The organism is Quatrionicoccus australiensis, assembly GCF_020510525.1.
In the GTDB taxonomy this organism is placed as follows: Bacteria; Pseudomonadota; Gammaproteobacteria; order Burkholderiales; family Rhodocyclaceae; genus Azonexus; species Azonexus australiensis_B.
The window spans coordinates 695210-720130 of sequence record NZ_CP075188.1 but is presented as its reverse complement, the minus strand read 5'-3'; the positions used below and the strand labels follow the sequence as shown (position 1 = coordinate 720130).

Sequence of the window (24921 nt, the reverse complement as noted above, 5' to 3'; positions counted from 1 at the left end):
GCCATGCCAACCAAGCTCGTCATTCTTGATCGCGACGGCGTGATCAACTTCGACTCGGCCCAGTTCATCAAGAACCCGGCCGAGTGGAAGCCGATTCCCGGCAGTCTGGAAGCCATCGCCCGCCTCAACCAGAGCGGCTACAAGGTGGTGGTCGCCACCAACCAGTCCGGCGTCGGGCGCGGCTTGTTTGACATGGATACCCTGAACAGCATCCACGAAAAGATGCACAAGACGCTGTTTGGTGTCGGTGGCCGCATTGATGCCGTGTTCTACTGCCCGCATCCGGCCGACTCCGACTGCGATTGCCGCAAGCCCAAGCCGGGCATGTTCAAGCGCATCGCGGAAACGCTCAACGCCGACCTGAAGGGCGTGCCGGCGATCGGCGATTCGCTGCGCGACCTGCAGGCCAGCGCCGTGCTCGGTTGCCAGCCGATTCTGGTGCACACCGGCAAGGGCGACAAGACCAGTGCCGAAGGCAATCTGCCGGCAGGCACGCTGGAGTTCGCCAACCTGTCGGCAGCGGTCGACTTCATTCTGGCAGGCAAAAAGGCATGATCGCCATTCGTTCCACCGTCTTCATGGCCTGGGCATTGCTCTGGTCGGTTCTTACCGCGCCGCTCGTCGTCGGCGCGGCGCTGCTCCTGCGCGGGCGCTGGGGCTACCACGCCGGCAAGCTGTGGCGCCTCGGCATCCAGTTCGGCGTCGAGAACATGCTCGGCATCCGGCCCAAGGTCATCGGTCTGGAAAACATGCCGAAAGAGCCCTGCGTCATTCTTTCCAAGCACCAGTCGGCCTGGGAAACGATGACCATCCAGGATTACGTGCCGAAAGGCGCTTACTGCGTCTTCGTGCTGAAGAAGGAATTGCTGCGCATTCCGCTGATGGGCTGGGGCCTGGCCGCGATGAAGATGATCTCGATCGACCGCGGCGCCGGCAAGAACGCCCTGGACCAGGTCGTCGTCCAGGGGCGCGAGCGCCTGCAGCAGGGCTACTACGTAATCATTTTCCCGGAAGGCACGCGCGTCGCGCCGGGCCAGAAAAAGCGCTACAAGCCGGGCGGCGCCTATCTCGCCACCCACGTCGGCTGCAAGGTCGTGCCGATTGCGCACAATGCCGGCGAACTCTGGCCGCGCCAGGCTTTCCTGAAAAAACCGGGCACCGTGACGATCAGCATCGGCCCGGCGTTCGACGCGACCGGCATGACCGAGGCCGAGGTCAATCAGCGCACCGAGGAATGGATTGAAGGCGAAATGCAGCGCATCTCGCCGCATCGCTATTCGGATGTCCACCACGACGCCAGCTGAGACCAGCCACCGTATTGCACTGGCCGGCGAAGAAGTCGGCTACCAGTTGCGGCGCAGCAAACGCCGCACCATCGGCCTGGCCATCGACCAGCGCGGCTTGCGCGTCGCCGCGCCGTTGCGTGCCCGCCTCGGCGATATCGAAAAACTGATCCGCGAGCACGGCCAGTGGGTGCTCGACAAGCTCGCCAACTGGCGCGAGCGGCCGCCCCCGGAAAAAACACAAATCGTCGACGGCAGCATCATTTCCGTCCTTGGCGAGACGTTGACCGTCACCGTCACACCGCTCGGCCGGGCGCGCTGGCAATTCGTCGATGCCAAGCTGCATCTGTGGCCATCGGCCACGGTCAACGCCAATCAATTGCTGGAAAAGGCGCTGCGCGAAAAAGCCCGTTCCCTGTTCGTCGACCGCCTGGCGCTGCATGCACCGCGCCTCGGCGTCGCCTCGCCGGCCCTGCGCCTGTCGTCGGCACGCACGCGCTGGGGCAGTTGCAGCCACCACGGCGGCATTTCGCTCAACTGGCGGCTGATCTTCATGCCGCTGCCGGTCGTCGATTACGTCGTCTGCCACGAACTGGCGCATCTCAAGGAAATGAACCACAGCCCGCGCTTCTGGTCTGTGGTGGAGCAACTCTGTCCGGACTGGCGGGCGCTGCGCATTGAACTGCGCCAGCTTGGCCGGCAGATCCCCCAACTATAAGCATCAGGAAAACAGCATGCGCATTCTGCACACCATGATCCGCGTCGGCGATCTCGACAAATCCATTGCCTTCTACACCGAAGTCCTCGGCATGCAGCTGCTGCGCCGCAACGATTACCCGGAAGGCCGCTTCACGCTGGCCTTCGTCGGCTACGGTCCGGAAGAGAACGGCGCCGTGCTCGAACTGACCCACAACTGGGATACCAAGAGCTACGAACTGGGCAACGGCTACGGCCATATCGCGCTCGCCGTGCCGGATGCAGCAGCGGCCTGCGCCGCGATCAAGGCACGCGGCGGCAAGGTGGTACGCGAAGCCGGCCCGATGAAGCACGGCACGACGATCATCGCCTTCGTTGATGATCCGGACGGCTACAAGATCGAACTGATCCAGCACGCCTGAGGCATTTTCCGGTCGCCCAGGCGGTCGACCGGATTTTTACGGGCATTTTCAGCCGGCAGGGTTTAGCCGGCGGTTCTCAGCCGGCGATCGCCTCGCGGGCGACGCTTTCAAAACTGGCGACGACGCCGGCCCAGCTATGCGGCAACATGGTCTGCCGCGCCGCTTCAGCCAGCCGGCTGAGGCGCTTGCCGTCACCGAGCATCCACAGCGCCGCGGCGAGATAGCCGCTTTCGTCGCCCGGCGAGGCGACCGTGCCGTTTTCTTCATGCTGCACCAGTTCGGCCGCGGCCGCGCTGCGATAGGCGACGACCGGCAGGCCGCTGGCCATGGCTTCGGCAACGACGTTGCCGTAGGTTTCGGTCAGGCTGGGGAAAAGGAAGAGATCGGCACTGGCGTAATGCGCCGCCAGATCCTCACCAAGGCGCACACCGGCAAAATGGTGGTCGGCATGCTGGCGCGCCAGTTGCGCCGCCGACGGACCATCGCCGACCCAGATCATGCGCGCCGCCGGATGCTCGGCCTTGATTGCGGCAAAACTTTTCTGCACCAGCGCCAGGTTTTTCTCCGCCGCCAGCCGGCCGACATAGAGACAGGCCGGACCGGCAACACCGACGCCCCAGCTGGCGCGCATCGCTTCGCTGCGCCGCACCGGGTTGAACAGCCTGGTATCGACGCCGCGCCCGACGACGCGCACACCGCTGATCCCTTCGCCGGCCAGATCGGCCGCCAGGGCAGCGGTCGGCACCATGGTCGCACGCGTGCGCCGATGCAGCGTACGCAGGTAGGCGGCCACGGCCGGCCGCATCCAGCCGACGCCGTAATGCACGCTGTAGCGGTCGAAATTGGTATGAAAGGCCGAAGTCACCGGGATGCCGAGCCGGCGAGCCGCATTGACCGCCGACCAGCCGAGCGGGCCTTCGGTGACGACATGCACCAGATCCGGCCGCTGATGCCGCCACTGGCGCGTCAGCCGGCGTCCGGCCGGCAGGCCGAGGCGCAGGCCGGGGTAACCGGGCAGCGGCAGGCCGCTGACGGTCAACTCGTGTTCATTGCCAAAATCCGCTGCGCCCTGACGCGGCCGGATGACGCTGACCCGGTGCCCGCTCTCGCGCAGACCGGCAACCAGACGTCCGACCGTCATCGCCACGCCATTGACCTCGGGCGGGAAGGTTTCAGTCACAAAGGCGATATCGAGGCGGGTCATGATGCCGCCAGCCAGACGCAAGCCCAGACCACCATCACATTGACCAGCGAGACGAGTACCGCGGCGCTGCCGATATCCTTGGCGCGCTTGGCCAGACGGTGGTTTTCCAAGCTCACCCGGTCGACCACCGCCTCGATGGCAGAATTGAGCAATTCGACGATCAGCACCAACAGCAGGCTGGCGATCATCAGGCCGCGCCCCAACCAGGGCACGGGTAGCAGGAAGGCCGTAGGAATCAGCAACAAGGCGAGCCAGACTTCCTGGCGGAAAGCGTCTTCGCACAGGTAGGCCGCCTTGAGACCGGCGACCGAGTAGTTGAAGGCATTCCAGACCCGGCGCAGTCCGGTCTTGCCCTTGAAGGGCGACTCGTGCTTCGGGTCCAGCCCGAGTTCGTGCGGCGTAGGTTCCTGCATGGCATCTCCATGAAAGCGCCCACGGTAATCAGACTGCGCTAAGCTTTGATGACAGCCGTTGTCACCAAAATGTCAGAAATCTCCGCTACCATCGCGCCCCCATGCGCCGCTTCCTGACCTTTCTGCTTCCCCTCGCCTTCAGTCTGCCGGCCCACGCCGCGCGACCGATGACCACCGACGACGCCCGCCTGACCGACGCCCAGGCCTGCCAGGTCGAGACCTGGCTACACCTGCACGGCCAGCAAAAGGAATGGTGGGCGCTGCCCGCCTGCAATCCGGGCGGCAATTTCGAGTTGACCGTGGGTGGTGCGCTGGCCTATTCGCAAGGCGCCATGCAGAGCGGCGCCCAGGTCATCCAGGGCAAGACCCTGTTCAAGCAGCTCGACACCAATGGCTGGGGCATCGGCCTGGCTGCAGGCTATGCCACCCAGCCCGGCAATGGCCATTCCGGCGCGCCCTATTTCTACGTGCCGACCAGCTTCTCGTTTGCCGACGACCGCGTCGTCATCCATACCAATCTCGGCTACACCCGCGAGCGCGAGAATCACCAGACCCGCCTGACCTGGGGCATCGGCACCGAGTTACAGGCAACCGAGCGGCTCTACGTGATCGCCGAAACCTACGGCCAGGACAAGGGCAACGCCTACTTCCAGACCGGCCTGCGCTACTGGATCGTGCCCAACCGCGTGCAGATCGACACCACCTACGGCAGCCAGTTCAGCCACCTGCGAGAAGAGCGCTGGATCTCGATCGGTCTGCGCCTGATCTCGCCGGCCTTGTTTTAGGTCAAGAAGCGCGCACTTGTAACCCGGCGGTAACGAAAGCACCGGCTCCGCTATGCTAAAAGTACTACCTCCTCATTAGCGGAAGCACGTCCATGGTTTTCTTTGAACTGTTCGCCAACAATCCCGACATCGTCCGCGTTGCTACCGGCCAGCCGCTGTTTTCCGAGGGCGACGATGGTCACAAGATGTACGTACTGACCACCGGTACGGCTGAAGTCATCGTCAACAACCGGGTTGTCGAGCAATTGCAGCATGGCAATATCGTCGGCGAAATGGGCATCGTCTCGCCCGGACCGCGCTCGGCGACGGTCGTAGCGACCAGCGACTGCGAATTCGTCGCGATCGACGAAAAGCGCTTCAACTACCTGGTACAGCAGACACCCTTCTTCGCCACCCAAGTCATGCGCGTCATGGCCGAACGCCTGCGCGCCGTCAATCAGATGGTGACGCCGGTCGAGGATATCTGATCAACGTGCGGCGGCAGGAACTCGCCGCACCAGGCATGCACGCTGACCGCCGGGAAACGCCAGTGATGCGTTTCCCGCGGTGAGCTTTCACCGGCAAAGACCGGCGGAAAACGGTGACAGGCGCCATTCAGCGCGTCGGCTGCCTTGAAATATCGACACTGGCTGCAACTGGCTTCAAAGGCTTCGCTCATGGGGCTTTCTTCAATCGGCAAGGGTTGACCGATTATCCACGGCAATTCCTGCTTAGGCCATTACCACTTTGTTTCAAGGGTCAGGAAATAGCTGGCCAGCCCCGGCATCCGGTCGGTTTCGGTCCGGCTGACCAGACCGTTGATGTCGACTTCCTGCAACCAGTTGGTGCGCTCTTCGCGCGTCACGTTCTGCGCCGAAAAACGTAAGGCCGTCTGGCTGCTGATCTTGTACAGCGCATAGAGGTCGAGCTGCTTGCGCTCACCCTGCTGCTGGCGGACGGTGGCGCTGCTTTCGCGGTCGAGCGCCGACGAATAGCTGTAATTGCCGCCCAACGTCAGGCGCCAGGACGGGACCTCGTAATCGATGCCGAGATTGGCGCTTTTGCGCGGCCCTTCGCCGGCGCCCAGGCCCGCCACCTGCTCCAGCATTTTGGTATCGGTGTAGGCAAGATTGCCGCGCAGGGTCAGACTCGGCAGGCCGATGGCGGCCATCTTTGCCTTGAAATCGACCAGGCCGCCGCGCAGTTGCGCCTTGCCGACATTGCGCGGCCGCTCGACCCAGCGCCCGGCTTCGTTTTCGATCAGGCGCTGGACGTAGTTGTCGATGGTCCGGTCGAAGACCGAAAAGCCGATGGTGCCGCCCCGCCCGGCGAGATAGTGCTCGATGCCCAGTTCGATGCTGCGCAGGCGTTCCGGCGCCAGTTGGCTGTTGCCGCCGCGATCCGGATTGGCGGACGAATTGACGCCATTCGCCTCGCGCACGATGGGGCTCAAATCGCGCGTCTGCGGCTGGCGGGTATTGCCGGCAATACTGGCGCGGAAATTCCATGCATCGGTGACCTGCCACAGGTAGTGCAGCGACGGATCGACCGAGTTGTAATTGCGCTCGATGCGGCCGTTGCTGCTGTCGTCGATCTTCGTCTGCAGCACCTGGAAACGCAGGCCCGGCGTCAGCACATGCTGCTCGGCGACCTGCCATTCGTCCTGCAACCAGCCGACGACGCGGCTTTCGGTCAGATGCGCCGAACTGCTGCTGCCACCGCCGGTGCGTTGCTGGTTGTCGTCGGTCGATTTGTCGCGCCACTCGACGGCACCGGTCAGCAAGTGGCTGTCGAAGACAAGTTGCTTGCGGCGCAGTTCGAGCATGATTTCGCTTTCCTCGCGCACGGTCTTGTCACGCTGGTTGGCGGTCAGACTGCCGGCAGCATCGTATTTGCGCGTCGTCCGCTCGCTGTCGTCGCGCTCGCCCTGCAGCATCACGCGCGCCGTGGTTTCGCTGCCGCCGGCGCCCTGGTTTCGCCACTCGGCGGCGAGTCGACCGGTAGCGCGCGTCGTTTCCTGGCGCAGGCGATCGGTCGAAGCGACGCCGGAGGTGTCGCGCGCTATGGTCGAGTCGCGCAAGCTGTCGGTATAGGTCAGGAAGGGAGTCAGGGTCAGGCGGTTGCCGCTGCCGAGATTCCAGGAAAAGCGCGGGCTCAGCGTCAGATTGTTGTCGTGCCCGGTCTGCGTTGCCTTCTCGCGGATCGTATCGGTCAACACGCCGCCGGTGTAGGTTTTCGCCTGCATCTCCTGCGTACCGACCACCGGCCGGCTGTTGAAGGCGCCGGACAGCAGGTAGCCGAAATCGCCGGCATCCGGCTCGCCGTACTGGCCCTCCAGGCGATACGACGGCTCGCCGTCGGTGAAGCCGATGCCGACCTTGGCGCTGCGCGTCAGCTGGCTGGGTACGTCGCGCAGGATCAGGTTGATCACGCCACCCGGACTGAGCACCGGAAATTCGGCCGTGCTGTTGCGGATGATTTCGACGCGCTCGATCAGCTCGACCGGCAGGCGCAAGGCGGCCATCGGGTTACGCCCGCCGCCTGGCAGCGGCTGGCCGTCCACCAGGATCTGCGGCATGTTGCGGTCGGGGCCGCGTTGCTTGCCGCGCGGTCCACCGTCCATATCGGTGAAATTGCCGCCGCCCGGCAGCTTGGAGAGCAGTTCGGCCATCGACGAGGCGTCGATCGTATCGAGTTCCTCGCGGTCGATAACGATCTTGCCGGCGGTCGCATTGCGGCGCAGCTCCTGGCTTTGCGTCTTTTTGGCGCTGACGCTGACCTCCGAGAGCACGCGCTCTTCAAGCGGCGCCGTCTGGGCGATGGCTGCGGCCATGGGCGTCAGCAGGAAACCGAGGGGAAGCAGCGCGCGGCCGCAACGGAAGGGGGAGTCAGTCATTTTGTTTTCCAGATGTTGTTGCTGGCTGGCTATATGGCTGGCTGCGGAAAACGCAGCATAACAACGCACAAGACAGAAAAGTCGTGTGCTTACGAATGCTTAAAACTTTTACAAAGCAGTTGCAAAAAACCTCAATTCAAACCGTCCAGCCACAGGCGGTCGGGCGTGATTTCGGCCAGCGTGGCGCAACCGGAGAGCGCCATGCAGACTTCGAGTTCCTCGCGCAGCAGCTTGATCAGGTGGGCGACGCCAAGCGCACCGGCAACCGCCAGCGCATGCACGTAGGGCCGCCCGAGCAGCACCGCGTCGGCACCCAGCGCCAGCGCCTTGAAGACATCGCTGCCGCGCCGGATGCCGCCGTCGAGCAGCAGCGTGACGCTGGCACCAACCCGGGCGCGCATCTCCGGCAGCAAGTCGAGCGGCGCCGGCGTCGTGTCGAGCACGCGCCCGCCGTGGTTAGAAATGACCAGGCCGTGGACGCCGCAACTGACTGCCTGTGCGGCATCTTCCGGGTGCAGCACGCCCTTGAGCAGGAGCGGCAGGCGCGTCTGCGCCCGCAGCCATTCGATATCGGCCCAGGTCGGCGCCAGCGCCATCATGCCGGCGAAGACCGGGCTGTCATTGGGCGTGAGCAGCGGCATTTTCGGTGTTTCAGCGAGGTTGACCGCTGCGACCTTGGGCGGCAGCGCAAAGCCGGCGCGCTGTTCGCGGTTGCGGATGCCGCTGAGCGGCGCATCGACAGTCAGCACCAGCGCCTGGTAGCCGGCCGCCTCGGCACGCCGGACCAGGGCCAGCGAGGCGTCGCGCCCGCCCTGCCAGTACAGCTGGAACCAGAGCGGCGAACCAGCCTGGCTGGCGATATCTTCAAGACGGGTCGAGGCCAGCGTGCTGACCAGCATGCCGGCGCCCATCACGCTGGCGCCAAGGACGCTTGCCAGCTCGCCGTCCGGATGGAAGAGACGCTGATAGGCGACCGGCGCCAGCAGCAGCGGATGCGCCAGCTCCTGCCCGAACAGGCAACAGCGGGTGTGACCTTGCGTCAGATCGCGCAGCACGCGCGGACGCAGCGAAATCGACTGGAATGCTTCGCCGTTGCCACGCAGGCTCAGCTCGTCGGCTGCCCCGCCCTGCAGGTAGGCCCAGGCGTTGTCGTCGAGATGCTGGCGGGCACGTGCCTCGTAGTCGCAGGCGGCAACCAGGTCATGCGGAATGAGATCAAGCGGCGGCAAGGGCATGTTCATTCCGCCCATTGCTGCAACAGCTTGTGATAATGCCCGGTCAGCGCGACGACTTCGGGTGTGTCGCCGAGCTGGCCGCGCAGCTTGAGGATGTTCATGTCGAGATCAAACAGCATGGCACGCCGCCAGGCATCGCGCACCAGGCTCTGCGTCCACAGAAAGGAAGCGACGCGCACGCCCTTGGTCACCGGCTCGACGCGGTGCAGGCTGGTCGACGGATAGACGATGGCATCGCCGGCCGCCAGCTTGACCTCGTGACAACCGTAGCTGTCCTCGGCGATCAGCTCGCCGCCTTCGTATTCGTCGGGCTCGGAGAGAAAAATCGTAGTCGACACGTCGGTGCGGATCGCCTGCTTGCTGCCGTGTGCATAGCGGATCGCATTGTCAATGTGATTGCCGTAGTAGCCGCCATCCTGATAGCTGTTGAAATAGGGCGGCAGAATGGTTTTGGGTAGCGCCGCCGAGAAGAAAAGCGGATTTTTCATCAAGCCCGTGACCATCATTTCCCGCAAGTACTCGATGAGGGGCGTGCCTTCCGGCAGTTGCCGGTTGCGCTTGCTCTGCACCGCCTGCACCCCGGCTGTCGTCGCACCATCCACCCATTCGGCTTCGGCCATCAACCTGCGGCACTCGGCAACCTGCTCTTGCGTCAGGACATTGGGGACATGTAGCAGCATCGAAATACTCCTTGAGACGGTCAACGACCGATTCAGGCGAAAAAGCTGCCCGGCTCAGGAGGCCGGGCAGCAACATGGGTAGATCAGAACTTGTAGTTGGCGGTCAAGATGGCTTGTCGTCCCGCTCCCACCGTTGCCATATGGGTGGTGTAGGCGCGATCGTAATAAGTCTTGTCGAACAAGTTGGTCACGTTCAGACGCAGACTGAAACTGCGATCGAATTCATAACTGGCCATTGCGTTGAACAACCAGTATTCAGGCACCCATTTGGTATTGGCGACATTGCCATAGACCTTGGAAACGTAGTTTGCGCCGCCACCCACGGTCAGCTTGGGCAACACTTTGTACGACGACCAGAGGCTGAAACTGTCCTTCGGCGTATTCGGGAACTGGTTGCCCTTGTTGGCTTGGTTGGCCGCCAGCGGCCCGACCTCTGCCAGCTTGCTGTCGAGATGGGTGTAACCGCCGAACACCTGCCACTTGTCGGTCAAGGCCCCCGCGAAACCGAGTTCGAAACCTTCGGTTTCCTGACGCCCAACCGTCGCATACGTGCTGGCATCAACCTGAACCTTGGCGTTGGTCTTGTCGAGCTTGAAGATTGCCGCGGAGAGCGCCAACTTGTTGTTGAGCACGTTCCACTTGGTCCCCAGTTCGATGTTGCGGACCTTTTCCGGCTCCAGATCAGCGTAGGACAAGGTAGCGCCACTGGTGCCCAGATTGTCCGTACCATCGCCCGTCGTCATCCCAGACGGGTTGGCGGCCGTTGCGTAATTGAGATAGACGCTGCCGTTTTCCAGGGGCTTGAAAATAAGGCCCGCCTGATAGCTGGTAAAGCTAGCATCGCTCTTGACGCTGACCGGCACAAACGGGTTGGTGTTATTCGGCAGGGCGGCAGTGTTTGCGGCATAGCCGTTGGTCGAATAAGTCCCGACATTCGTACTGAACGAATCGCGCCGCACGCCCAGATTGACCAGCCACTGTTTGCTCAGGGTCAGCGTGTCGAATATATAGGCACCATGACTCGTCGTTTTGTACAAAGTACCGACGTTTGAACGACGGATGGTGCCCAGCCAGGCCTGCGTTGGGTCGGGGTCATCAATACTTGCCAGCGGCGCACCGGCAATCTGGACGCCGTTGATATTGGCGCCGGTAATCAGATAACCACGACTATCGGTTTCCTGATGACTGAACTCGAAACCGGTAGAAACGTTGTGCTTGACCGGACCAGTCATGAATTCACCAGCCAGCTCGGTTGCATTAACAAACCCCTCGCCTTCCGAATACCTGTTCTTGCTGGAACGATTCAGGTAACCGGCAGGAATCGTCGTACCTGACACCGTGATATTGCCCGGTGTGATATTGACCCCACTCGAATCTCCAGGATTTGTCGCAATGTAGTTATTCAGCGACTTCGTAAAGCGAGTCGAGTTACGAATCGTCCATTTGTCGTTGATGTCATGTTCGAGCTTGAGTGTGCCGCTATCAACTTCCGTCTTGCGGAAATCGCGGCCGGTCAGGCCATAGAAATTACTGCGCTTGACCTTGAGAGGACTGCCGTCGCCGTTGTATTGGGTATTGGGTGCCGTCGTATAAGGATTGCTGTAAGGCACGCCGTAATCCGGCATGTCATCGGTTTCGTAATGATAGAAGCCGACCGTCGCGCGCGTCGGCGTACCAAGACCAAATGCCGCCGACAGATTGACGCCCATATGGTCGAAATCAACATGGTCGCGCCCCGGCACGTCGCCAGTCTCCTTGAGCAAGTTGATGCGCAAGGCTGAGGTCTCGGAAATCTGCCGATTGAAATCAGCCGTCGTGCGAACAAAATTATCCGTCCCGACGCCCAGCGAGGCTTCGTTGAAATTGCCCAGCTTGGCTGACTTGCTGGTCAGATTGATGCTGCCACCGACCGCACCGCCGCCACTGAAGGCGGAGTCAGCTCCCTTGACGACGTCGATCTGCTCAACGGCAAACATGTTACGGGATTGCGAACTCGGATCACGCAAACCATCAATGAACGTATTGGCCTGGGCGCTGAAGCCACGAATGATCGGGTTGTCGCCTTCCGGCGTACCGCCTTCACCCATACCGAAGGTAATACCGGGCGTCGCGCGCAAGGCTTCCTGCAGACTGGCCGCATTGGTCTGTTTGATGATTTCTTGCGGAATCACCGTCACCGTCTTCGGCGTATCAACCAATGGCGCGGTAAATTTGCTCGAAGCAGCCCTTTCAACCTTGTACGGCGATTCGGCCTCGGCCGTTACTGTCAGCGGCGGCAGCGAGGTTTCGCTTTCCTGGGCCATGGCCGCTGCCGGCAAGGTTGCCGCGAACAGGGCGAGAAGATGGGACGGGTTGGGGTGCTTGCGACTGCGGATGTGCGCCATGAGCCTTTTCCTATTGATGATTTAACCGGATTTGGCTGGCGTTCCGCGCTTGCCGCGCGAGGCGGCCCTTGGCAGATGGCTGGCTGATTTACTTAACGGCCCACATGATAACGATTCTCATCCGCACATGCAACGATTTGTAACGAGCCGTTAAAAATTGTTGGTCAAAAAACATCGCGGCAGTAACGCCCTTCGTCCGCCAGACGGTCGACGCCTTCTTTACCCAATAAATCACGCAGCACCCCGTCCACGCCCTCCGCCATGCCCAGCCGGCTGCCGCAGACATAGACCGCCGCACCGCGTGCCAGCCACTGCCGCAACAAATCGCCGTTGGCGGCCAGGCAATCCTGCACGTAGCGCCCGTCGCCGGCATCGCGTGAAAATGCCGTGTCGAGCCGGGCGAGAAAGCCGGCGCTCTGCCAGCCGGTCAACTCGCTGCGCCAGTGAAAATCGTGCTTTTCGTGGCGTTCACCGAAGAGCAGCCAGTTGTCGTCGACGCCCGCCGCAATCCGGCTGGCGAGCAGGGCGCGCAGGCCGGCCAGGCCGACGCCGTTGCCGATGCAGATCAATGGCCGGAAGCGGTTGGCATTGAGATGGAAGGCCGGATGCGGGCGCAGGCGCAAGGCGACCTCGCCGCCCAGCGGCAGATCCCGCGTCAGCCAGCCGGACATCTGGCCGCTGGCACCGTCGGCCCGGATGTGACGGCGGACGAGCAGACGCACCAAACCGCCTTCTTCGGGCAGCGAGGCCAGCGAGTAGTCGCGCCGGCAAGCGGCATCGGCGGCATGCCGGATCTGTGCCAGATCGCCGGCCGCCCAATTCGGCGTTGCACCATTCGCGGCAAAATCGAGCTGATAAACCTCGCCACCGGCGCTGCCCGGATTAAGGTGCTGCCGGTCGACCAGCCGCCAGGAGCAAAAATCATCGGCCGCTGCGGCAAACTCATCGGCCGCACCGAGTTCGGCCAGACGTTCGCGCCAGGCAGCGAGCGCCGCCGCGTCGCCGCGATCGACCTCGATGCGGGCAAAACGCTGCCGCGCGCCCTGCGCCAGCAGCCAGTCTTCGAGGCGTGCGGCAAAGCCGCAAAAATACCGGTAGTTGCGGTCGCCCAGCGCGAGCAGCGCGAATTCGACGCCGGCCAATTCGAGGTTTTCGGAAAACAGGTCGCGGACAAAACGCCGCGCGTTATCCGGCGCATCGCCCTCGCCGCTCGTGCTGACGACAAACAGGAAACGCCCGCCGGCCTGCAGTTCGGCCGCCGCGAGCAGGTCGAGCGGCAGGCAGCGCACCGTCGCGCCACTGCGCTCGAGCGCCAGCGCTGTACGCTGCGCCAGGGCCTGCGCCGTGCCGGTCTGGCTGGCGTAGACCACCGTCCAGTCGGCATTTGCTGCAGGCAAAGGGAACGGCGCCCGGCGCCGCCAGGCCCACCAGCACAAGCCAAGATAGGCCAGGGTCAGCAGCGCGGCAGCGACACCGCGCGCCGGTTCAAGCATCCAGAGCATCGAACATCCAGGAAACGCTATCGAGAACGGCAGACAGTGGCCGACCGAAGCGGAAAAAACGGGAGGAGCACGCGCGCATGCCCGGGCTTGGCCGCATCAAGCAAGCACGCATGCAAATGGGCGCGCCGACCGCAGCCGGACGCGCCCGTAACGCAGACTTATTGCGGCAGCACCTCGAAAGTGCCACTGTAGTTGTAGCGTTTGGCCGGCATCGGCGGGCGCGGCTGGCCTTCCGGCACAGTGACGCGCGCCGGGTAGCCGGCGTTGATCCAGTACATCTGCGGCATCGGCCAATTGACGGTGAATTCGCCCTTGGCATCGGTGGTCAGCGCCGTTTCCTTGAGCACGCCTCGATACTTGACGCCGCCCGGCACCACCGCAACAGTCAGACCGGGCAAGGGCTGGCCGTCGAGCAGCAGGCGGAAACGGGCCGGTTGGCCGGCGAGGAATTCGCTCGGGTGATCAAGCGGAATCAGTTCCAGGCCACTACCCACGGGTTTCAACGCAGTGGCGTTCGGCTTGCCAGCGGTGACAAAGGTTTCCAGGCGGCCAAGCGTCGTGCTCACCGACAGCTCTTCCGCCCCGGCCGGGACTTCCTTTTTCAGATCGGCAACATTGCCGCGCCAGCGCCTCATCTCGCCGTTCAATTTGTAGCTGGCCATGGCCGTCTCGCTGACCAGGGAAATCCGGTAGGTACCGCTTTTGGCCAGCTTGAGGTCCAGGCTGCTGCGATATTTTCCGGCAAAGGTCTGGTTCGGCTGCACGGCGCCGCCATCCGGATCGGTGATGCTCAGGCCATCGAGCTTGAGAGCGTTGGCGCCGAGTTCGAACAAATCCTCGGAAACGGCAGCGTCTACCGTTACCCAGGGATCCTTGCCTTCCACCTGGGCAGCCGAGGGCAGCAGCCAGGTGCGATGCGCGTGCGCCGCCGAAACCGAAGCGAGCAGGGCAACGGCGAGAAAGGAGCGAGTCAGGGAATGCATGGTGTTTCCTCCGAAGAAATCAGGGTTTCAGTTGCACGGTGACATTGCCCAGCTCTTCCTGGCCCTTGCTGCCGGTCGAGCGAGCTTCCTTGGGCGGCCAGGTGAGCGGCACGCGGACGACTTCGCGGCCGCCCGCTTCACGCGAGGCTTCGACAAACAGTGTGTATTCGCCGGCTGCCAACTGGCCGAGCGGCGCCTTGCCGGCAACGAAAGTCAGGCTATGCAGGCCGGGCGCACGCGTCGCGCTGGTCACCGCATCGAGCGGCACTTCGAGGTCGCGGCCGCCCTTGCGCCACCACTGGCGCATGTCCTTGAGCCACTTGGTGCCGCCGTTGTCCTTCTTTTTCTGGTCGTACCACACGGCCAGTTGCGTGACCTGACCGCCGTCGGCCTTTTCCAGCCACATGGCGATGTAGGGCCGGTGGTATTCGGCAACCGCCAGTTGCGGAATGTCGATCTTGACCGACAACTCCGCCGCCAGCGCCGGCAGCGCGCTGGCCAGCACGGCCGCGAGCAGGAGTTTGCGTTTTTGCATGAAATTCTCCGTGGGGATCAATGAATGAAAAGCAGGGCAATGAGGACCGGCAGCAGGCAACCGAAAGCGACCAGCGGCCAGGTCGAGGGCCGTTGTCCGGCCTGCATCTGGAGCAGCAGCAAGCCGGTGACCGAGAAGAACAGGCAGGCCAGCGCAAAGAGATCGATGAACAGGCTCCACACGCCGCCGGTATGGCGCCCCTTGTGCAGGTCGTTGAGCCAGGAAATCCAGCCGCGCTCGGTCAGTTCGTATTCGACCTCGCCGTCTTCGAGTCCGATGCGCAGCCAGGCATCGCCGCCCGGGCGCGGCAGCGGCAGGTAGATTTCCTCGGCCGACCATTCCGGACTGGCTGCGCTCAGGTCAACGTGGAAATTGGCGCCCAACCAGGCGTCGACCGCTGGCGGCAGACGCGCCGGCGCTGCTTCCGCCAGGCCTTGCAAGCCGGGCAGCAAGTCGGCCGGCAAAGGCAGCGTACTGCGCGTGATCTGCGGCTTGGCCTCGATCTGCGCGGCATGATTGAGTGTGATGCCGGTGACGCTGAACAGGAGCATGCCGAGCAGGCACAGCGCCGAGCTGATCCAGTGCAGCTTGAGCAGGAGTTTTCGCCAGGCACTGCGCCGCTGGGCTGCGGCCAGTTCCGGATCGGACGGCTGTGAGCCGGCAACCGCGGCAAAGGCGCGCGACGGACAAAGGAAACGCAGGGAAAATTTGGCAGCCATGGCAACTCGTCTAAGGGATGTCTGGCTGGCATCCCGGACCGGCAGGACGGAGAAATTCTCCGTCAGCGATCAGAGTTCTGGCTGGCTGAAGCGATTATAAATGCGAACAGTTCTTAATAACAAGCTTTTCCGGCAGCTGCCAACTGCCGGAAAGTTGCCACGGCGATCAGGTCGCCGCAACGGTCAACGTCTCGGCAAGGGCATTTTCCCGCCCGGCGAGTTCGCGATAACGCGCCGCAAGTCGCGCCGCCATCGCCGCATCGGACCACTCCGCAGCATAGGCCGGCGCTTCTTCTGCCAGGTATCGCCAGGCAAGCGGCTGATTGAAGAAGTACCCCAGCACTTCGCCGAAAGCCGCTGCGTCGGCTGGCGGCGAGTAAGCGCCGCGCCCCGGAGCGAGAATATCGGTGGTCCCCATTTCCGAAAGCGCGATGACCGGCAAACCGGCCGCCATCGCTTCGAGCAGGACCAGGCCCTGGGTTTCGGTGCGCGAGGCAAAAACGAAGACATCGGCTGCCGCATAACAGTCCGGCAAGGCCTGCTGGCGATCGAGATAACCAATGAAACGCACCGCATCAAGCAGGCCGAACTGTCGCACCCGCTCCTTGAGATCGTTCATTGCGGGGCCTTCGCCGGCGATCAGCAGCAGCGCGTCCGCACGCATGTCGCGGGTACGCAGCATGGCTTCGAGCAGGAAACCGATATTCTTCTCGTGCGCGACACGCCCGACAAACAGCGCCACCGGCTGGCCGAGAGGAATGCCATGCTCGGCGCGAAAGGCAGCCCCGTTGCCGCGCCCGAAACGGGCGAGCGGAATGCCGGTCGGCAGCACATGCAGCGGCGCGGTGACACCATAAGCGAGCAGGCGCTGCTGCATCGCCGTAGACGGCACGACCACCGCATCCAGCGCATTGCACTGGCGCCGCGAGAAGGCGCGCGCCTGACCCTTCAACCAGTCACCGGGCAGGAAAGGCGCGTAGTGCTGCAGGTATTCCTCGAACAGCGTGTGATAAGTCGCCAGTACCGGCAGGCCGAGGCGACGTGCCGCCTTGAGGCCGGCGTAATGGGCGATGAAGGGGGTCTGGATGTGGATCAGGTCGCAATCCGCCGCGGCGGCCAGCACCGCCTTGTGCATGGCGCGCCAGCCGACCAGGCGGTCTTCGCGATCGCCCGGCACCGGCCGGCCGGCGACGCGAATGATGCCCGGCTCATCCGGTTCGTCGCCATAGCGCGGCACGACCAGGCGCACCTCGACCCCGAGTTCGCGCAAGCACTGGCGGAAGGTCTCGATCGAGGTCGACACCCCGTTGACCCGCGGAAAATAGACATCGGACACCATCAGGACACGCATTCAGACCTCCGCAGTTTCAGCGACCGGCGCCGCCAGCGCGGGCTGCGCCGCCTGCATGCCCCAGGCAACCAGTTCAAGGCGACCGTCGAAATGCTCGACGATGCCGGTACAGGAATCGACCCAGTCGCCGCAATTGACGTAGCTGAGTCCGTCGATTTCGCGGATCGTCGCCCAATGGATATGGCCGCAGATGACGCCGTCCAGACCCCGCTCCTTGGCGTGATGGATGGCCGATTCCTCGAAATCGAAAATGAAATTGAGCGCCGTCTTGACCTTGCGCTTGGCGTAGCCGGCGAGCGACCAGTAACCGGCCAGACCGAGCTTGCGCCGACACCAGGACAGCCAGTGATTGAGGCGGACCAGCAGGTCGTAGGCCTTGTCGCCGAGCACGGCGACCCAGCGATGATGCCGCGTCACCTGATCGAAGACGTCGCCGTGGATGAGCAGGAAGCGGCGGCCGTCGGCCGTCTCGTGGATCAGCTCATCGACCACTTCGATCTCGCCGAAGATGATGCCGCAGTAGTCGCGCAGCGCCTCGTCGTGATTGCCGGGGATGAAGACGACACGCTCGCCGTGACGGGCCCGGCGCAGCAGCTTCTGGACGACGGTGTTCTGCGCCTGCGTCCAGTGAATGCCGCGGCTCATCGACCAGAAATCGACGATATCGCCGATCAGGTAGGTCTGCTCGGCGGAATACTCGCGCAGGAAATCAAGGAGACGATCCGCCTGGCACGCTCGCGTACCCAGGTGGATATCGGATAAAAAGACTGATCTGACCCGTGGCATGTCGCCACGATAGAACCCGGCGATGAAAGCCGGGTGACGTGGCGATTAAGCTTTTGTTACAGGAACTAGGCTTCGCTGTCCGACTGCACGCCGCCACGCCAGCCACCACGCAGCAGCGGCAGCAGGTAGTGGATCGCAAAAGCGCTCAGCCCCCAGACACAGACCAGCAGGCGCACCGCCAAAGAGTCGGGATAGCCCTGGCTCTCGAACGGCAGGGTCGCCACCGCCAGCGCTGCAATGCAAACCAGGCCGCGATGCGGCCGAACGCGCAGACCCCAGCGCCAGCGGCGGGCCAGCTTGACACCGAACCAGGCACCGAGCACGCCGATACAGGCAGCAACCAGCACGTCGAACGGCCAGTGGGCGCCAACCGCCACACGCGAGAAACCGGCCAGCACGGCGAGCGGCAACAATGGCCACAGCCGCCAGCCACCGATGGCGAGCCAGACGGAAACAAAGGAAAACGCCGACACGGTATGCCCGGACGGAAAACTCTTGCTGGTCAGGCGAATACCAATAATGTTGATCTGGTCGGCCGCAAACATCGCCGCCGGTCGCGGCATTTCCAGCCAGATCTTGATGCCGCGCGAAACCAGCCCGCCGATCACCGCCGCCACGATGATGCTCCAGAAGACCCGCGGATAACGCCGGCAAAACGGCAGCATCAGCGCGAGCAGTACGCGCTCGTCGCCAAGCACCGTCAGCGACTGCCAGAACCAGCCCGGCAAATGATTGCTCAGTGCCTGCGCTTCGCGAAAGCCGCCAAACCAGCCCTGGGTCAGAACGAAAACGCCGGTCAGCAGCGCCAGACAAAGCGCCAGCCAGGGCAACAGTCGTTCGTTGTCAGTGCGGCCGTAGTCGCTCATTGGGCCGGACCGGCAACCACGCGACCAAGAACAAGGAAACCGCGCTTGTACACTTCGTCGATCCGCAGCGGCGCCACATCCTTTTGCAACTCGACATAACGATCGCTGCGCACGAGAACCAGTTCGCCAAGTTCCGGCTTGCCGGACGGCGTCACCGCCTGACGGTAAACGCTGAAACTGGGCTGATACAGCTTGTAGAGCACGACTTTTTCGCCGCTCTGCCGGGCCACTCGCCCAGCCTCGCGCACCGGCCCCTGCGTCGCATTGAGCACGACCGGGAAAACGACGCCGAACACCACCAGCGCCTGCAGGAAACCGGCCAGCACCAAGCCTTGCCAGACCGGCAGGCGACGCCAGAAGGCCAGAGCCGCGACCAGCACGGCAAAGCCGGCGAGCAACCAGCGCGACGCATCGGCAAAGCCAGCGGTCAACTCGTTCAGCAAGGCCATTTCCAGCGGTCGCGTCGTGCGGCTCGCGGCAAAATCGAGAATCTGCGGCAGGAAAGCGAGCAGCAGACCGAACAGGATCTGCGGCAGGAAAGCGAGCAGGCGCCGCTCGCTATCGAGGCGGTGCCGTGCCAGCAGGATGAACAGCGGCGTGCAGCCGTAAAGCAGGTAATGCGGCAACTGCGTGCGCGAGAACGAGAAAAACACGAAAACGACGCCAAACCAGATGAGCAGGAAACGCTCGAAATCGCCTTCCGGCAACTTGCTGCGCATACCCATCCACAGCTTGCCGCTGATCGCCAGCAGCCAGCCGGTAAACGGCAACAGTACGAAAGGCAGCGCGATCAGGTAATAGAAGGGATTGCCGCCGTGGCCTTCGAGCGTACTGGTGTAGCGGTCGACATTGTGTTTCAGGTAAAAACCGCGGAAGAAGGCATCGCCCTGATCGAGGTAAACCATCACATGCCAGGGCACGACGATGGCCAGGAAGAGCGCCCAGCCGGGCAGCCAGAACAAGGCGCGCAGCCAGGCCCGCCAGTGGCCGGCCGAAATGAAGAGCAGGCTGCCGATCAGCAGCGGGAACATCACCGCAACCGGCCCCTTGGTCAGGAAGCCGAGGCCGAGCACGGCATAGGTCCACGCCAGCAGGCGGCGGCTTTCACGCACGCCCTGCCCGGCCCGCACCGCAACGAAATAGTCGTAAACGCCAAACAGCGCCAGGCAGATGAACAGATTGAGCAAGGCATCGGCAATCGCCGCCTTGGCGATCAGCCCGACCTGCAGGGACAAGGCCATCGCCAGCGTCGCGACCAGCGCCGTCGTGCGGTCGCCATGACGCAGGCAGAAGCGGTAGAGCGCCCACATCCAGAGCATCGCGGCGAGAATGGAGGGCAGGCGGAAACCGAACTCGGTCGGCCCGAGCAGGCTGACCGTGGCCGCCTGCGCCCAGTAGATCAGGATAGGCTTGTCGTGGCGCGGTTGCGCGTTGAGGGTCGGCGAAACGAGGTTGCCGCGCTCGAGCATCTCGCGCGTCGCCTCGGAAAAAGCCCCTTCATCGACATCGGTCAGCGGCAGCGAATAGCTGTTCAGGACGAAGGCAAGCAGCACCGCCAGCAGCAATGACCAGGGTGACAGCAGGAAGCGCTCGATGGTGCGGGGAAGAGTAAGGGACATGGAACGAGCTGGTTGAACAGACATTAGGGTTTGCAAGAAAGATCCCCAAACCGCCTTGACTCGCTGCCGCGCTGCACATAAATTCGGGGGCTGATTTTCAGCCGGAAACCGGCTGAACCGGCACCTACCAGGAGAACCCAATGAAACTCGGCACCCCGCTTTCCCCCAGCGCCCTGCGCGTCATGCTTCTCGGCTCAGGCGAGCTCGGCAAGGAGGTGATCATAGCATTGCAGCGTATGGGCGTCGAGGTGATCGCCGTGGACCGCTACCCGGATGCACCGGGCCACCAGGTGGCGCACCGCGCCCATGTCATTTCGATGACCGATGGCGCTGCGCTGCGCCGCCTGGTCGAACTGGAAAAGCCGCACCTGATCGTGCCGGAAATCGAAGCCATCGCCACCGACATGCTGGTCGAGATCGAGGCCGCCGGCCTCGCCGAGGTCATCCCGACCGCGCGCGCCACCAAACTGACCATGAATCGCGAAGGCATCCGCCGCCTCGCCGCCGAAGAACTCGGCCTGGCCACCTCGCCCTACCAGTTTGCCGACTCCCTTGCAGAACTGCAGGCCGCCATTGATGGCGCCAATGGTGAACAAGGCATTGGCTACCCGTGCATCATCAAGCCGGTGATGTCTTCGTCCGGCAAGGGCCAGTCGCTGCTGCGCGGCCCGGACGACGTGCAGAAAGCCTGGGACTATGCCGCCAGCGGCGGCCGGGTCAATTCCGGGCGCATCATCGTCGAGGGCTTCATCGATTTCGATTACGAAATCACCCTGCTCACGGTACGTGCCCGCGGCGCCTCCGGCGAGGTCGAAACCCATTTCTGCGAGCCGATCGGCCATGTTCAGGTGTCCGGCGATTACGTCGAATCCTGGCAGCCGCAGGCAATGACGCCGGGCGCACTGCAACGCGCCCAGGAAATTGCCGCCGCCGTCACCGGCAACCTCGGCGGGCGCGGCCTGTTCGGCGTCGAATTGTTCGTCAAGGGCGACATGGTCTGGTTCTCCGAAGTCAGCCCGCGCCCGCACGACACCGGTCTGGTCACGCTGTGCTCGCAACGCTTCTCCGAATTCGAACTGCATGCCCGCGCCATCCTCGGCCTGCCGGTCGACACCGCGCTGCGCGAACCCGGCGCCTCGGCCGTCATTTATGGCGGCATGGAAGAAAAAGGCATCGCCTTCGAAGGGGTGGCCGAAGCCTTGTCGGTGCCACGCAGCGACATCCGCCTGTTCGGCAAGCCGGAGTCCTTCGTCAAACGCCGCATGGGCGTTGCCGTCGCCAACGGCGACGATACCGACGAAGCGCGCGGCCGTGCCAAGCTCGCTGCCAGCCGGGTCAAGCCCGTCAAGAACTGAATTCCGCGCAGCAGGGCATTTTGGCCGATTTTTAGCGGTCGACCGCCAGGATTGCCGGATTTCATGAATCGCTCCTTTCTCTTGAAAAAAGAATGGGCGCAACGCGAGCAAGCAATTCGCTCACGTTGCGCCCATTGCCGACTGGCGGCAGCCCCTGACCGGGAACTGCCGCCAACCGCATCCGGCTAGTCAACCCTCAGTTTGGCATTGTCGAGCAGCTTCTGGATCAGACTTGCATCATCGCCCGCCGCCACACTGCAAGAATCGTAGAAATTAACGCCGGAACAGACGAAGCAAGCGAAAAAAAAGGACCAAGCAGCATGCGCTGTTGATCCTTGATTTCATTCATTGGTTGCGGGGGCAGGACTTGAACCTGCGACCTTCGGGTTATGAGCCCGACGAGCTGCCAACTGCTCCACCCCGCGTCCGTCAGAGGTGCGCACTATCCAGCAAAGCCCCGCTCAGGTCAATGTTTATTTCCAGTGGCTGCAACACAGGGCAAGACCGGGCCGGTTTTCTGCACCGGTCGACTCGGCAAAAAGACCGAATTCAGACGCCGACCACCCGATTGGCCGGAAACTTGGCGGAAAAGCGGCTTCCCACACCTGGCATGCTCTTGATCTCCAGCTGTGCCTGGTGACGATTCAGCGAGTGTTTGACAATCGCCAGGCCCAGGCCAGTACCGCCGGCATCGCGCGAACGCCCCCGGTCTACACGATAAAAGCGCTCGGTCAGACGCGGGATATGCTTGGCCTCGATACCGATGCCAGTGTCCTCGACTGCGAACTCTGCCCCCTGGGCATTGGCCTGCCAGATGATACGTATCGTGCCGCCAGCCGGCGTATAGCGCACAGCGTTGGCTACCAGGTTACCGAAGGCACTGACCAGCTCCGGCTCGGAACCGCGCAGGTCGGCCTGGGCATTGGTTTCGACAACAATCTGGTGACGCCCGTTGGAAAGCGCTTCGGCATCCCGGCGCAACTTGTCGATCAGGCTGGGCATATCAACGGGCTGGTTGGCCGGCGGTGGCGCCGACTCGATCGAAGACAGCGTCAGCAAGTCCTGGACAATGGACTGCATGCGTTGAGACTGCTCAGCCATCAATGCCAGATAGCGCGCCTGCTCCTCACGGTCGACCTCGATTTCCTGCAGGGTTTCAAGAAAACCGGCCAGAACCGTCAGCGGCGTACGCAACTCATGCGAGACATTGGCGACGAAATCACGCCGCATGCGATCGAGACGATCCGTCTGGGTGACATCCTTGACCTGCATCAGGCGCCGGTTGCCGGCATAAGGCAGGACATAGATCGAAAACACGCGATCTTCGCTACGATCGGAACGCAGGGTCAAAGGTCGGGAAAAGTCCGCCTCGGTCAGATAGCCGACAAACTCGGGCTGCCGGACCAAATTGACCACCGGCTGCCCACGGTCGGTCCGCACCACCAAACCGAGCTGCGCCTCCGCCGTGGTATTGCAGAACAGGATATGGTTGTTCTCGTCGAGCAGCACCACGCCATCCGTCAGCGCCTGGCCGGCAGCTATCAGCATGGCGATTTCGTCATCGCGGCGTGCAATCTGCGCCCGCAGCTCCTTTTCGTGCCGATAGAGACGGCCAAAAACGCCATCCCAGGCACCTTCGCCCTCCAGGCTGCTATCCACGACCGGTGCCCGCGACCAGCGCTCAAGCCGGGCAAAGTTGCGAAAATGAAAAGCCAGCTGCAAGCCGAAACCGGCACAAAAGACTGCCCAACCGGCCCAGATCGCAACGAAATATCCGACTGGCACAGCAACGACGGCAGCCAGCAAGGCGAGCAGCAAAGCCCTGATCAGTTGCGCTGACACCCGCTTCAGGCTCCCCGGAAGCGATAACCGGTGCCGCGCACCGTCTCGACGCGCTCGTGATGACCCGAAAGCTCAAGGGCGGCACGCAAGCGGCGGATGTGCACATCGACCGTGCGCTCCTCGATGAAAACGTGGTCACCCCAGACTTCATCAAGCAGCTGGGCACGGGTGTATACCCGCTCCGAGTGCGTCATGAAGAAAAAGAGCAGACGGAATTCGGTCGGCCCCAACTCGACCGGCTGACCACCCGCCAGCACACGGTGAGTTGCCGGATTGAGCGCCAGATCACCCACTTCGATCGCTTCACCAGCCAGGTGCGGGGCCCGGCGACGCAGCACGGCACGGACGCGGGCAACCAGCTCCTTGGGCGAGAACGGCTTGGTGACGTAATCGTCGGCCCCGGCCTCGAGACCCTGCACCTTGTCTTCTTCATGCACCCGCGCCGTCAACATGATGATCGGCAATTCACGGGTCCGCTCGTCAGCACGAATCTTCTTGGCCAGCGCCACGCCGGACTGTCCGGGCAGCATCCAGTCGAGGATCACAAGGTCGGGAAGCGCTGCGCGGATCGCCGACTCGGCTTCCTCGGCGCTACCCGCCCGCACCACCAGAAAGCCGGCGTGCTTGAGATTGATGACAACAAGTTCCTGGATGGCTGGTTCGTCTTCAACGACCAGAATCGTCGGTGTCACTTGGTGAGCTCCTTGGTATGACGAATGTCACGTCCCTCAACGACATAAACCACCTGCTCGGAAACATTCTTCGCATGGTCGCCGATCCGTTCGATGGCACGGGCGATCGAGATGATGTCGATCGCCGTCGTGATCGTACGCGGATCTTCCATCATGTGCGTGATCAGCTGACGGATGATCGACTTGAATTCAGTATCGACCTCGGTGTCGGCACGAATCACGCTGGCGGCCTGCGCCGTATCGAGACGGGCAAAGGCATCAAGCGCCTGCCGCACCATGACCAGCGCGGCCTCGGCCAGATGGCGAATGCCGACGCCGTATTGCGACGGCATGTGACCACCTTCATAAATCCGGCGCACGCCCTTGGCGATTTTCTTGGCTTCGTCGCCAGCCCGCTCGAGATCGGTAACGATCTTGCTGATGCCGAGCACGAGGCGCAGATCGGATGCCGTCGGCTGACGCTTGGCGATGATGTGGGCGCAATCGTCGTCGATGGCCTTCTCGAGCTCATTGACCTTGCGGTCGGTCTCGACAATGCTCTTCACGCTGGCGACTTCACCCGTGGTGTAGGCATCGATGGCAGCGGAAACCTGGGTTTCGACCAGACCGCCCATTTGCAGCACATGCGTGCGCAGACGGCTGAGATCCTCGTCGAACTGGCTGGAAAGGTGTTGGCTTTCGTTCATGTCGTTCC

25 protein-coding genes and 1 tRNA gene are annotated in these 24921 nt (G+C 63.0%); 7 read left to right on the top strand and 19 right to left on the bottom strand.

The genetic code is table 11. From position 1 onward, the window contains the following. Positions 1-3 precede the first annotated feature (3 nt). Genes gmhB through gloA form a run of 4 tightly spaced genes read left to right on the top strand, consistent with a single transcriptional unit; the run spans position 4 to position 2401 of the window. A complete protein-coding gene (gene gmhB / locus KI612_RS03485) occupies positions 4-555 on the top strand; it encodes a D-glycero-beta-D-manno-heptose 1,7-bisphosphate 7-phosphatase (protein WP_226442452.1) in 552 nt (183 codons plus the stop codon). Then, the gene (locus KI612_RS03480) at positions 552-1304 is read left to right on the top strand and encodes a lysophospholipid acyltransferase family protein (protein WP_226442451.1); all 753 of its coding nucleotides are present in this window, start codon (positions 552-554) and stop codon (positions 1302-1304) included. The genes gmhB and KI612_RS03480 overlap by 4 nt, the downstream gene beginning before the upstream one ends. Then, complete coding sequence (locus tag KI612_RS03475; protein ID WP_226442450.1) at positions 1282-2001, top strand: M48 family metallopeptidase; 720 nt, start codon at positions 1282-1284, stop codon at positions 1999-2001. The genes KI612_RS03480 and KI612_RS03475 overlap by 23 nt, the downstream gene beginning before the upstream one ends. Before the next feature lie 16 nt (positions 2002-2017). Continuing rightward, positions 2018-2401 carry a lactoylglutathione lyase gene (gloA, locus tag KI612_RS03470; RefSeq protein WP_226442449.1) on the top strand — a complete coding sequence of 128 codons (384 nt, stop codon included), beginning with the start codon at positions 2018-2020 and terminating at the stop codon, positions 2399-2401. A gap of 76 nt (positions 2402-2477) precedes the next feature. Here the strand turns inward: gloA and KI612_RS03465 are convergent, their stop codons facing one another. Together KI612_RS03465 and KI612_RS03460 are read right to left on the bottom strand one after the other, a co-directional pair. Then, entirely contained in the window at positions 2478-3605 is a 1128-nt protein-coding gene (locus KI612_RS03465) for a glycosyltransferase family 4 protein (protein ID WP_226442448.1), read from the bottom strand. Next, on the bottom strand, positions 3602-4018 hold the full coding sequence (locus KI612_RS03460; protein WP_226442447.1) for a diacylglycerol kinase: 417 nt from the start codon (positions 4016-4018) through the stop codon (positions 3602-3604). Before KI612_RS03460 ends, KI612_RS03465 begins: the two co-directional genes overlap by 4 nt. A gap of 101 nt (positions 4019-4119) precedes the next feature. Here KI612_RS03460 and KI612_RS03455 point away from each other — a divergent pair, with 101 nt between their 5' ends. Further along, positions 4120-4803 carry a hypothetical protein gene (locus tag KI612_RS03455; RefSeq protein WP_226442446.1) on the top strand — a complete coding sequence of 228 codons (684 nt, stop codon included), beginning with the start codon at positions 4120-4122 and terminating at the stop codon, positions 4801-4803. A gap of 92 nt (positions 4804-4895) precedes the next feature. Further along, on the top strand, positions 4896-5270 hold the full coding sequence (locus KI612_RS03450) for a Crp/Fnr family transcriptional regulator (RefSeq protein WP_226442445.1): 375 nt from the start codon (positions 4896-4898) through the stop codon (positions 5268-5270). Here the strand turns inward: KI612_RS03450 and KI612_RS03445 are convergent. The 13 genes from KI612_RS03445 to KI612_RS03385 all read right to left on the bottom strand — a co-directional run bounded on the left by KI612_RS03445 (position 5240) and on the right by KI612_RS03385 (position 20338). Beyond that, positions 5240-5461, bottom strand: a complete 222-nt coding sequence (locus KI612_RS03445) for a hypothetical protein (protein ID WP_226442444.1) — start codon at positions 5459-5461, stop codon at positions 5240-5242. The two genes, KI612_RS03450 and KI612_RS03445, sit on opposite strands and share 31 nt — an antisense overlap. Positions 5462-5521: 60 nt before the next feature. Further along, entirely contained in the window at positions 5522-7678 is a 2157-nt protein-coding gene (locus KI612_RS03440) for a TonB-dependent receptor plug domain-containing protein (RefSeq protein ID WP_226442443.1), read from the bottom strand. Between the two features lie 131 nt (positions 7679-7809). After that, positions 7810-8919, bottom strand: coding sequence for an alpha-hydroxy acid oxidase (locus KI612_RS03435; RefSeq protein ID WP_226442442.1), 1110 nt, complete (start codon positions 8917-8919; stop codon positions 7810-7812). Further along, positions 8916-9593 (bottom strand): Fe2+-dependent dioxygenase, encoded by a 678-nt coding sequence (locus KI612_RS03430; RefSeq protein ID WP_226442441.1) that lies wholly within the window; start codon positions 9591-9593, stop codon positions 8916-8918. The genes KI612_RS03435 and KI612_RS03430 overlap by 4 nt, the downstream gene beginning before the upstream one ends. Before the next feature lie 83 nt (positions 9594-9676). Beyond that, positions 9677-11977, bottom strand: a complete 2301-nt coding sequence (locus KI612_RS03425) for a TonB-dependent receptor (protein ID WP_226442440.1) — start codon at positions 11975-11977, stop codon at positions 9677-9679. 164 nt (positions 11978-12141) lie between these two features. Next, complete coding sequence (locus KI612_RS03420; protein WP_226442439.1) at positions 12142-13479, bottom strand: sulfite reductase subunit alpha; 1338 nt, start codon at positions 13477-13479, stop codon at positions 12142-12144. A gap of 158 nt (positions 13480-13637) precedes the next feature. After that, positions 13638-14462, bottom strand: coding sequence for a DUF4198 domain-containing protein (locus KI612_RS03415; protein ID WP_226442438.1), 825 nt, complete (start codon positions 14460-14462; stop codon positions 13638-13640). A 19-nt stretch (positions 14463-14481) separates the two neighbouring features. Next, positions 14482-14997 carry a DUF2271 domain-containing protein gene (locus KI612_RS03410; RefSeq protein ID WP_226442437.1) on the bottom strand — a complete coding sequence of 172 codons (516 nt, stop codon included), beginning with the start codon at positions 14995-14997 and terminating at the stop codon, positions 14482-14484. Between the two features lie 17 nt (positions 14998-15014). Next, positions 15015-15716, bottom strand: a complete 702-nt coding sequence (locus KI612_RS03405; RefSeq protein ID WP_226442436.1) for a PepSY-associated TM helix domain-containing protein — start codon at positions 15714-15716, stop codon at positions 15015-15017. A 166-nt stretch (positions 15717-15882) separates the two neighbouring features. Continuing rightward, entirely contained in the window at positions 15883-17067 is a 1185-nt protein-coding gene (locus KI612_RS03400; protein WP_226442435.1) for a glycosyltransferase, read from the bottom strand. Further along, positions 17068-17853, bottom strand: a complete 786-nt coding sequence (locus tag KI612_RS03395) for a UDP-2,3-diacylglucosamine diphosphatase (RefSeq protein WP_226442434.1) — start codon at positions 17851-17853, stop codon at positions 17068-17070. A 65-nt stretch (positions 17854-17918) separates the two neighbouring features. Further along, positions 17919-18719 (bottom strand): phosphatase PAP2 family protein, encoded by an 801-nt coding sequence (locus KI612_RS03390; protein WP_226442433.1) that lies wholly within the window; start codon positions 18717-18719, stop codon positions 17919-17921. Beyond that, positions 18716-20338, bottom strand: a complete 1623-nt coding sequence (locus KI612_RS03385) for an ArnT family glycosyltransferase (protein WP_226442432.1) — start codon at positions 20336-20338, stop codon at positions 18716-18718. Before KI612_RS03385 ends, KI612_RS03390 begins: the two co-directional genes overlap by 4 nt. 140 nt (positions 20339-20478) lie before the next feature. Here KI612_RS03385 and purT point away from each other — a divergent pair, with 140 nt between their 5' ends. After that, positions 20479-21693 carry a formate-dependent phosphoribosylglycinamide formyltransferase gene (gene purT, locus KI612_RS03380; protein WP_226442431.1) on the top strand — a complete coding sequence of 405 codons (1215 nt, stop codon included), beginning with the start codon at positions 20479-20481 and terminating at the stop codon, positions 21691-21693. Positions 21694-22042: 349 nt separating this feature from the next. On the opposite strand, the gene KI612_RS03375 is transcribed toward purT, so the two are convergent. The 4 genes from KI612_RS03375 to phoU all read right to left on the bottom strand — a co-directional run bounded on the left by KI612_RS03375 (position 22043) and on the right by phoU (position 24913). Continuing rightward, positions 22043-22118: transfer RNA gene (locus KI612_RS03375), tRNA-Met, on the bottom strand. Positions 22119-22242: 124 nt separating this feature from the next. Then, complete coding sequence (gene phoR / locus KI612_RS03370) at positions 22243-23535, bottom strand: phosphate regulon sensor histidine kinase PhoR (RefSeq protein ID WP_226442430.1); 1293 nt, start codon at positions 23533-23535, stop codon at positions 22243-22245. A gap of 5 nt (positions 23536-23540) precedes the next feature. Continuing rightward, entirely contained in the window at positions 23541-24227 is a 687-nt protein-coding gene (gene phoB / locus KI612_RS03365) for a phosphate regulon transcriptional regulator PhoB (RefSeq protein WP_226442429.1), read from the bottom strand. Then, on the bottom strand, positions 24224-24913 hold the full coding sequence (gene phoU / locus KI612_RS03360) for a phosphate signaling complex protein PhoU (protein ID WP_226442428.1): 690 nt from the start codon (positions 24911-24913) through the stop codon (positions 24224-24226). The genes phoB and phoU overlap by 4 nt, the downstream gene beginning before the upstream one ends. Between the last annotated feature and the right edge of the window lie 8 nt (positions 24914-24921).

Excerpts from the sequence above, each read along its gene's own strand:
- KI612_RS03415 (WP_226442438.1), bottom strand. The coding sequence starts at position 14,462 with ATGCATTCCCTGACTCGCTCCTTTCTCGCCGTTGCCCTGCTCGCTTCG.
- gloA (WP_226442449.1), top strand. The coding sequence starts at position 2,018 with ATGCGCATTCTGCACACCATGATCCGCGTCGGCGATCTCGACAAATCC.
- KI612_RS03400 (WP_226442435.1), bottom strand. The coding sequence starts at position 17,067 with ATGCGTGTCCTGATGGTGTCCGATGTCTATTTTCCGCGGGTCAACGGG.
- KI612_RS03440 (WP_226442443.1), bottom strand. The coding sequence starts at position 7,678 with ATGACTGACTCCCCCTTCCGTTGCGGCCGCGCGCTGCTTCCCCTCGGT.
- KI612_RS03385 (WP_226442432.1), bottom strand. The coding sequence starts at position 20,338 with ATGTCCCTTACTCTTCCCCGCACCATCGAGCGCTTCCTGCTGTCACCC.
- KI612_RS03390 (WP_226442433.1), bottom strand. The coding sequence starts at position 18,719 with ATGAGCGACTACGGCCGCACTGACAACGAACGACTGTTGCCCTGGCTG.
- KI612_RS03475 (WP_226442450.1), top strand. The coding sequence starts at position 1,282 with ATGTCCACCACGACGCCAGCTGAGACCAGCCACCGTATTGCACTGGCC.
- KI612_RS03465 (WP_226442448.1), bottom strand. The coding sequence starts at position 3,605 with ATGACCCGCCTCGATATCGCCTTTGTGACTGAAACCTTCCCGCCCGAG.
- KI612_RS03455 (WP_226442446.1), top strand. The coding sequence starts at position 4,120 with ATGCGCCGCTTCCTGACCTTTCTGCTTCCCCTCGCCTTCAGTCTGCCG.
- KI612_RS03425 (WP_226442440.1), bottom strand. The coding sequence starts at position 11,977 with ATGGCGCACATCCGCAGTCGCAAGCACCCCAACCCGTCCCATCTTCTC.
- KI612_RS03460 (WP_226442447.1), bottom strand. The coding sequence starts at position 4,018 with ATGCAGGAACCTACGCCGCACGAACTCGGGCTGGACCCGAAGCACGAG.
- purT (WP_226442431.1), top strand. The coding sequence starts at position 20,479 with ATGAAACTCGGCACCCCGCTTTCCCCCAGCGCCCTGCGCGTCATGCTT.
- KI612_RS03420 (WP_226442439.1), bottom strand. The coding sequence starts at position 13,479 with ATGCTCTGGATGCTTGAACCGGCGCGCGGTGTCGCTGCCGCGCTGCTG.
- KI612_RS03445 (WP_226442444.1), bottom strand. The coding sequence starts at position 5,461 with ATGAGCGAAGCCTTTGAAGCCAGTTGCAGCCAGTGTCGATATTTCAAG.
- phoU (WP_226442428.1), bottom strand. The coding sequence starts at position 24,913 with ATGAACGAAAGCCAACACCTTTCCAGCCAGTTCGACGAGGATCTCAGC.
- gmhB (WP_226442452.1), top strand. The coding sequence starts at position 4 with ATGCCAACCAAGCTCGTCATTCTTGATCGCGACGGCGTGATCAACTTC.
- KI612_RS03395 (WP_226442434.1), bottom strand. The coding sequence starts at position 17,853 with ATGCCACGGGTCAGATCAGTCTTTTTATCCGATATCCACCTGGGTACG.
- KI612_RS03480 (WP_226442451.1), top strand. The coding sequence starts at position 552 with ATGATCGCCATTCGTTCCACCGTCTTCATGGCCTGGGCATTGCTCTGG.
- KI612_RS03450 (WP_226442445.1), top strand. The coding sequence starts at position 4,896 with ATGGTTTTCTTTGAACTGTTCGCCAACAATCCCGACATCGTCCGCGTT.
- KI612_RS03435 (WP_226442442.1), bottom strand. The coding sequence starts at position 8,919 with ATGAACATGCCCTTGCCGCCGCTTGATCTCATTCCGCATGACCTGGTT.
- KI612_RS03430 (WP_226442441.1), bottom strand. The coding sequence starts at position 9,593 with ATGCTGCTACATGTCCCCAATGTCCTGACGCAAGAGCAGGTTGCCGAG.
- KI612_RS03410 (WP_226442437.1), bottom strand. The coding sequence starts at position 14,997 with ATGCAAAAACGCAAACTCCTGCTCGCGGCCGTGCTGGCCAGCGCGCTG.
- KI612_RS03405 (WP_226442436.1), bottom strand. The coding sequence starts at position 15,716 with ATGGCTGCCAAATTTTCCCTGCGTTTCCTTTGTCCGTCGCGCGCCTTT.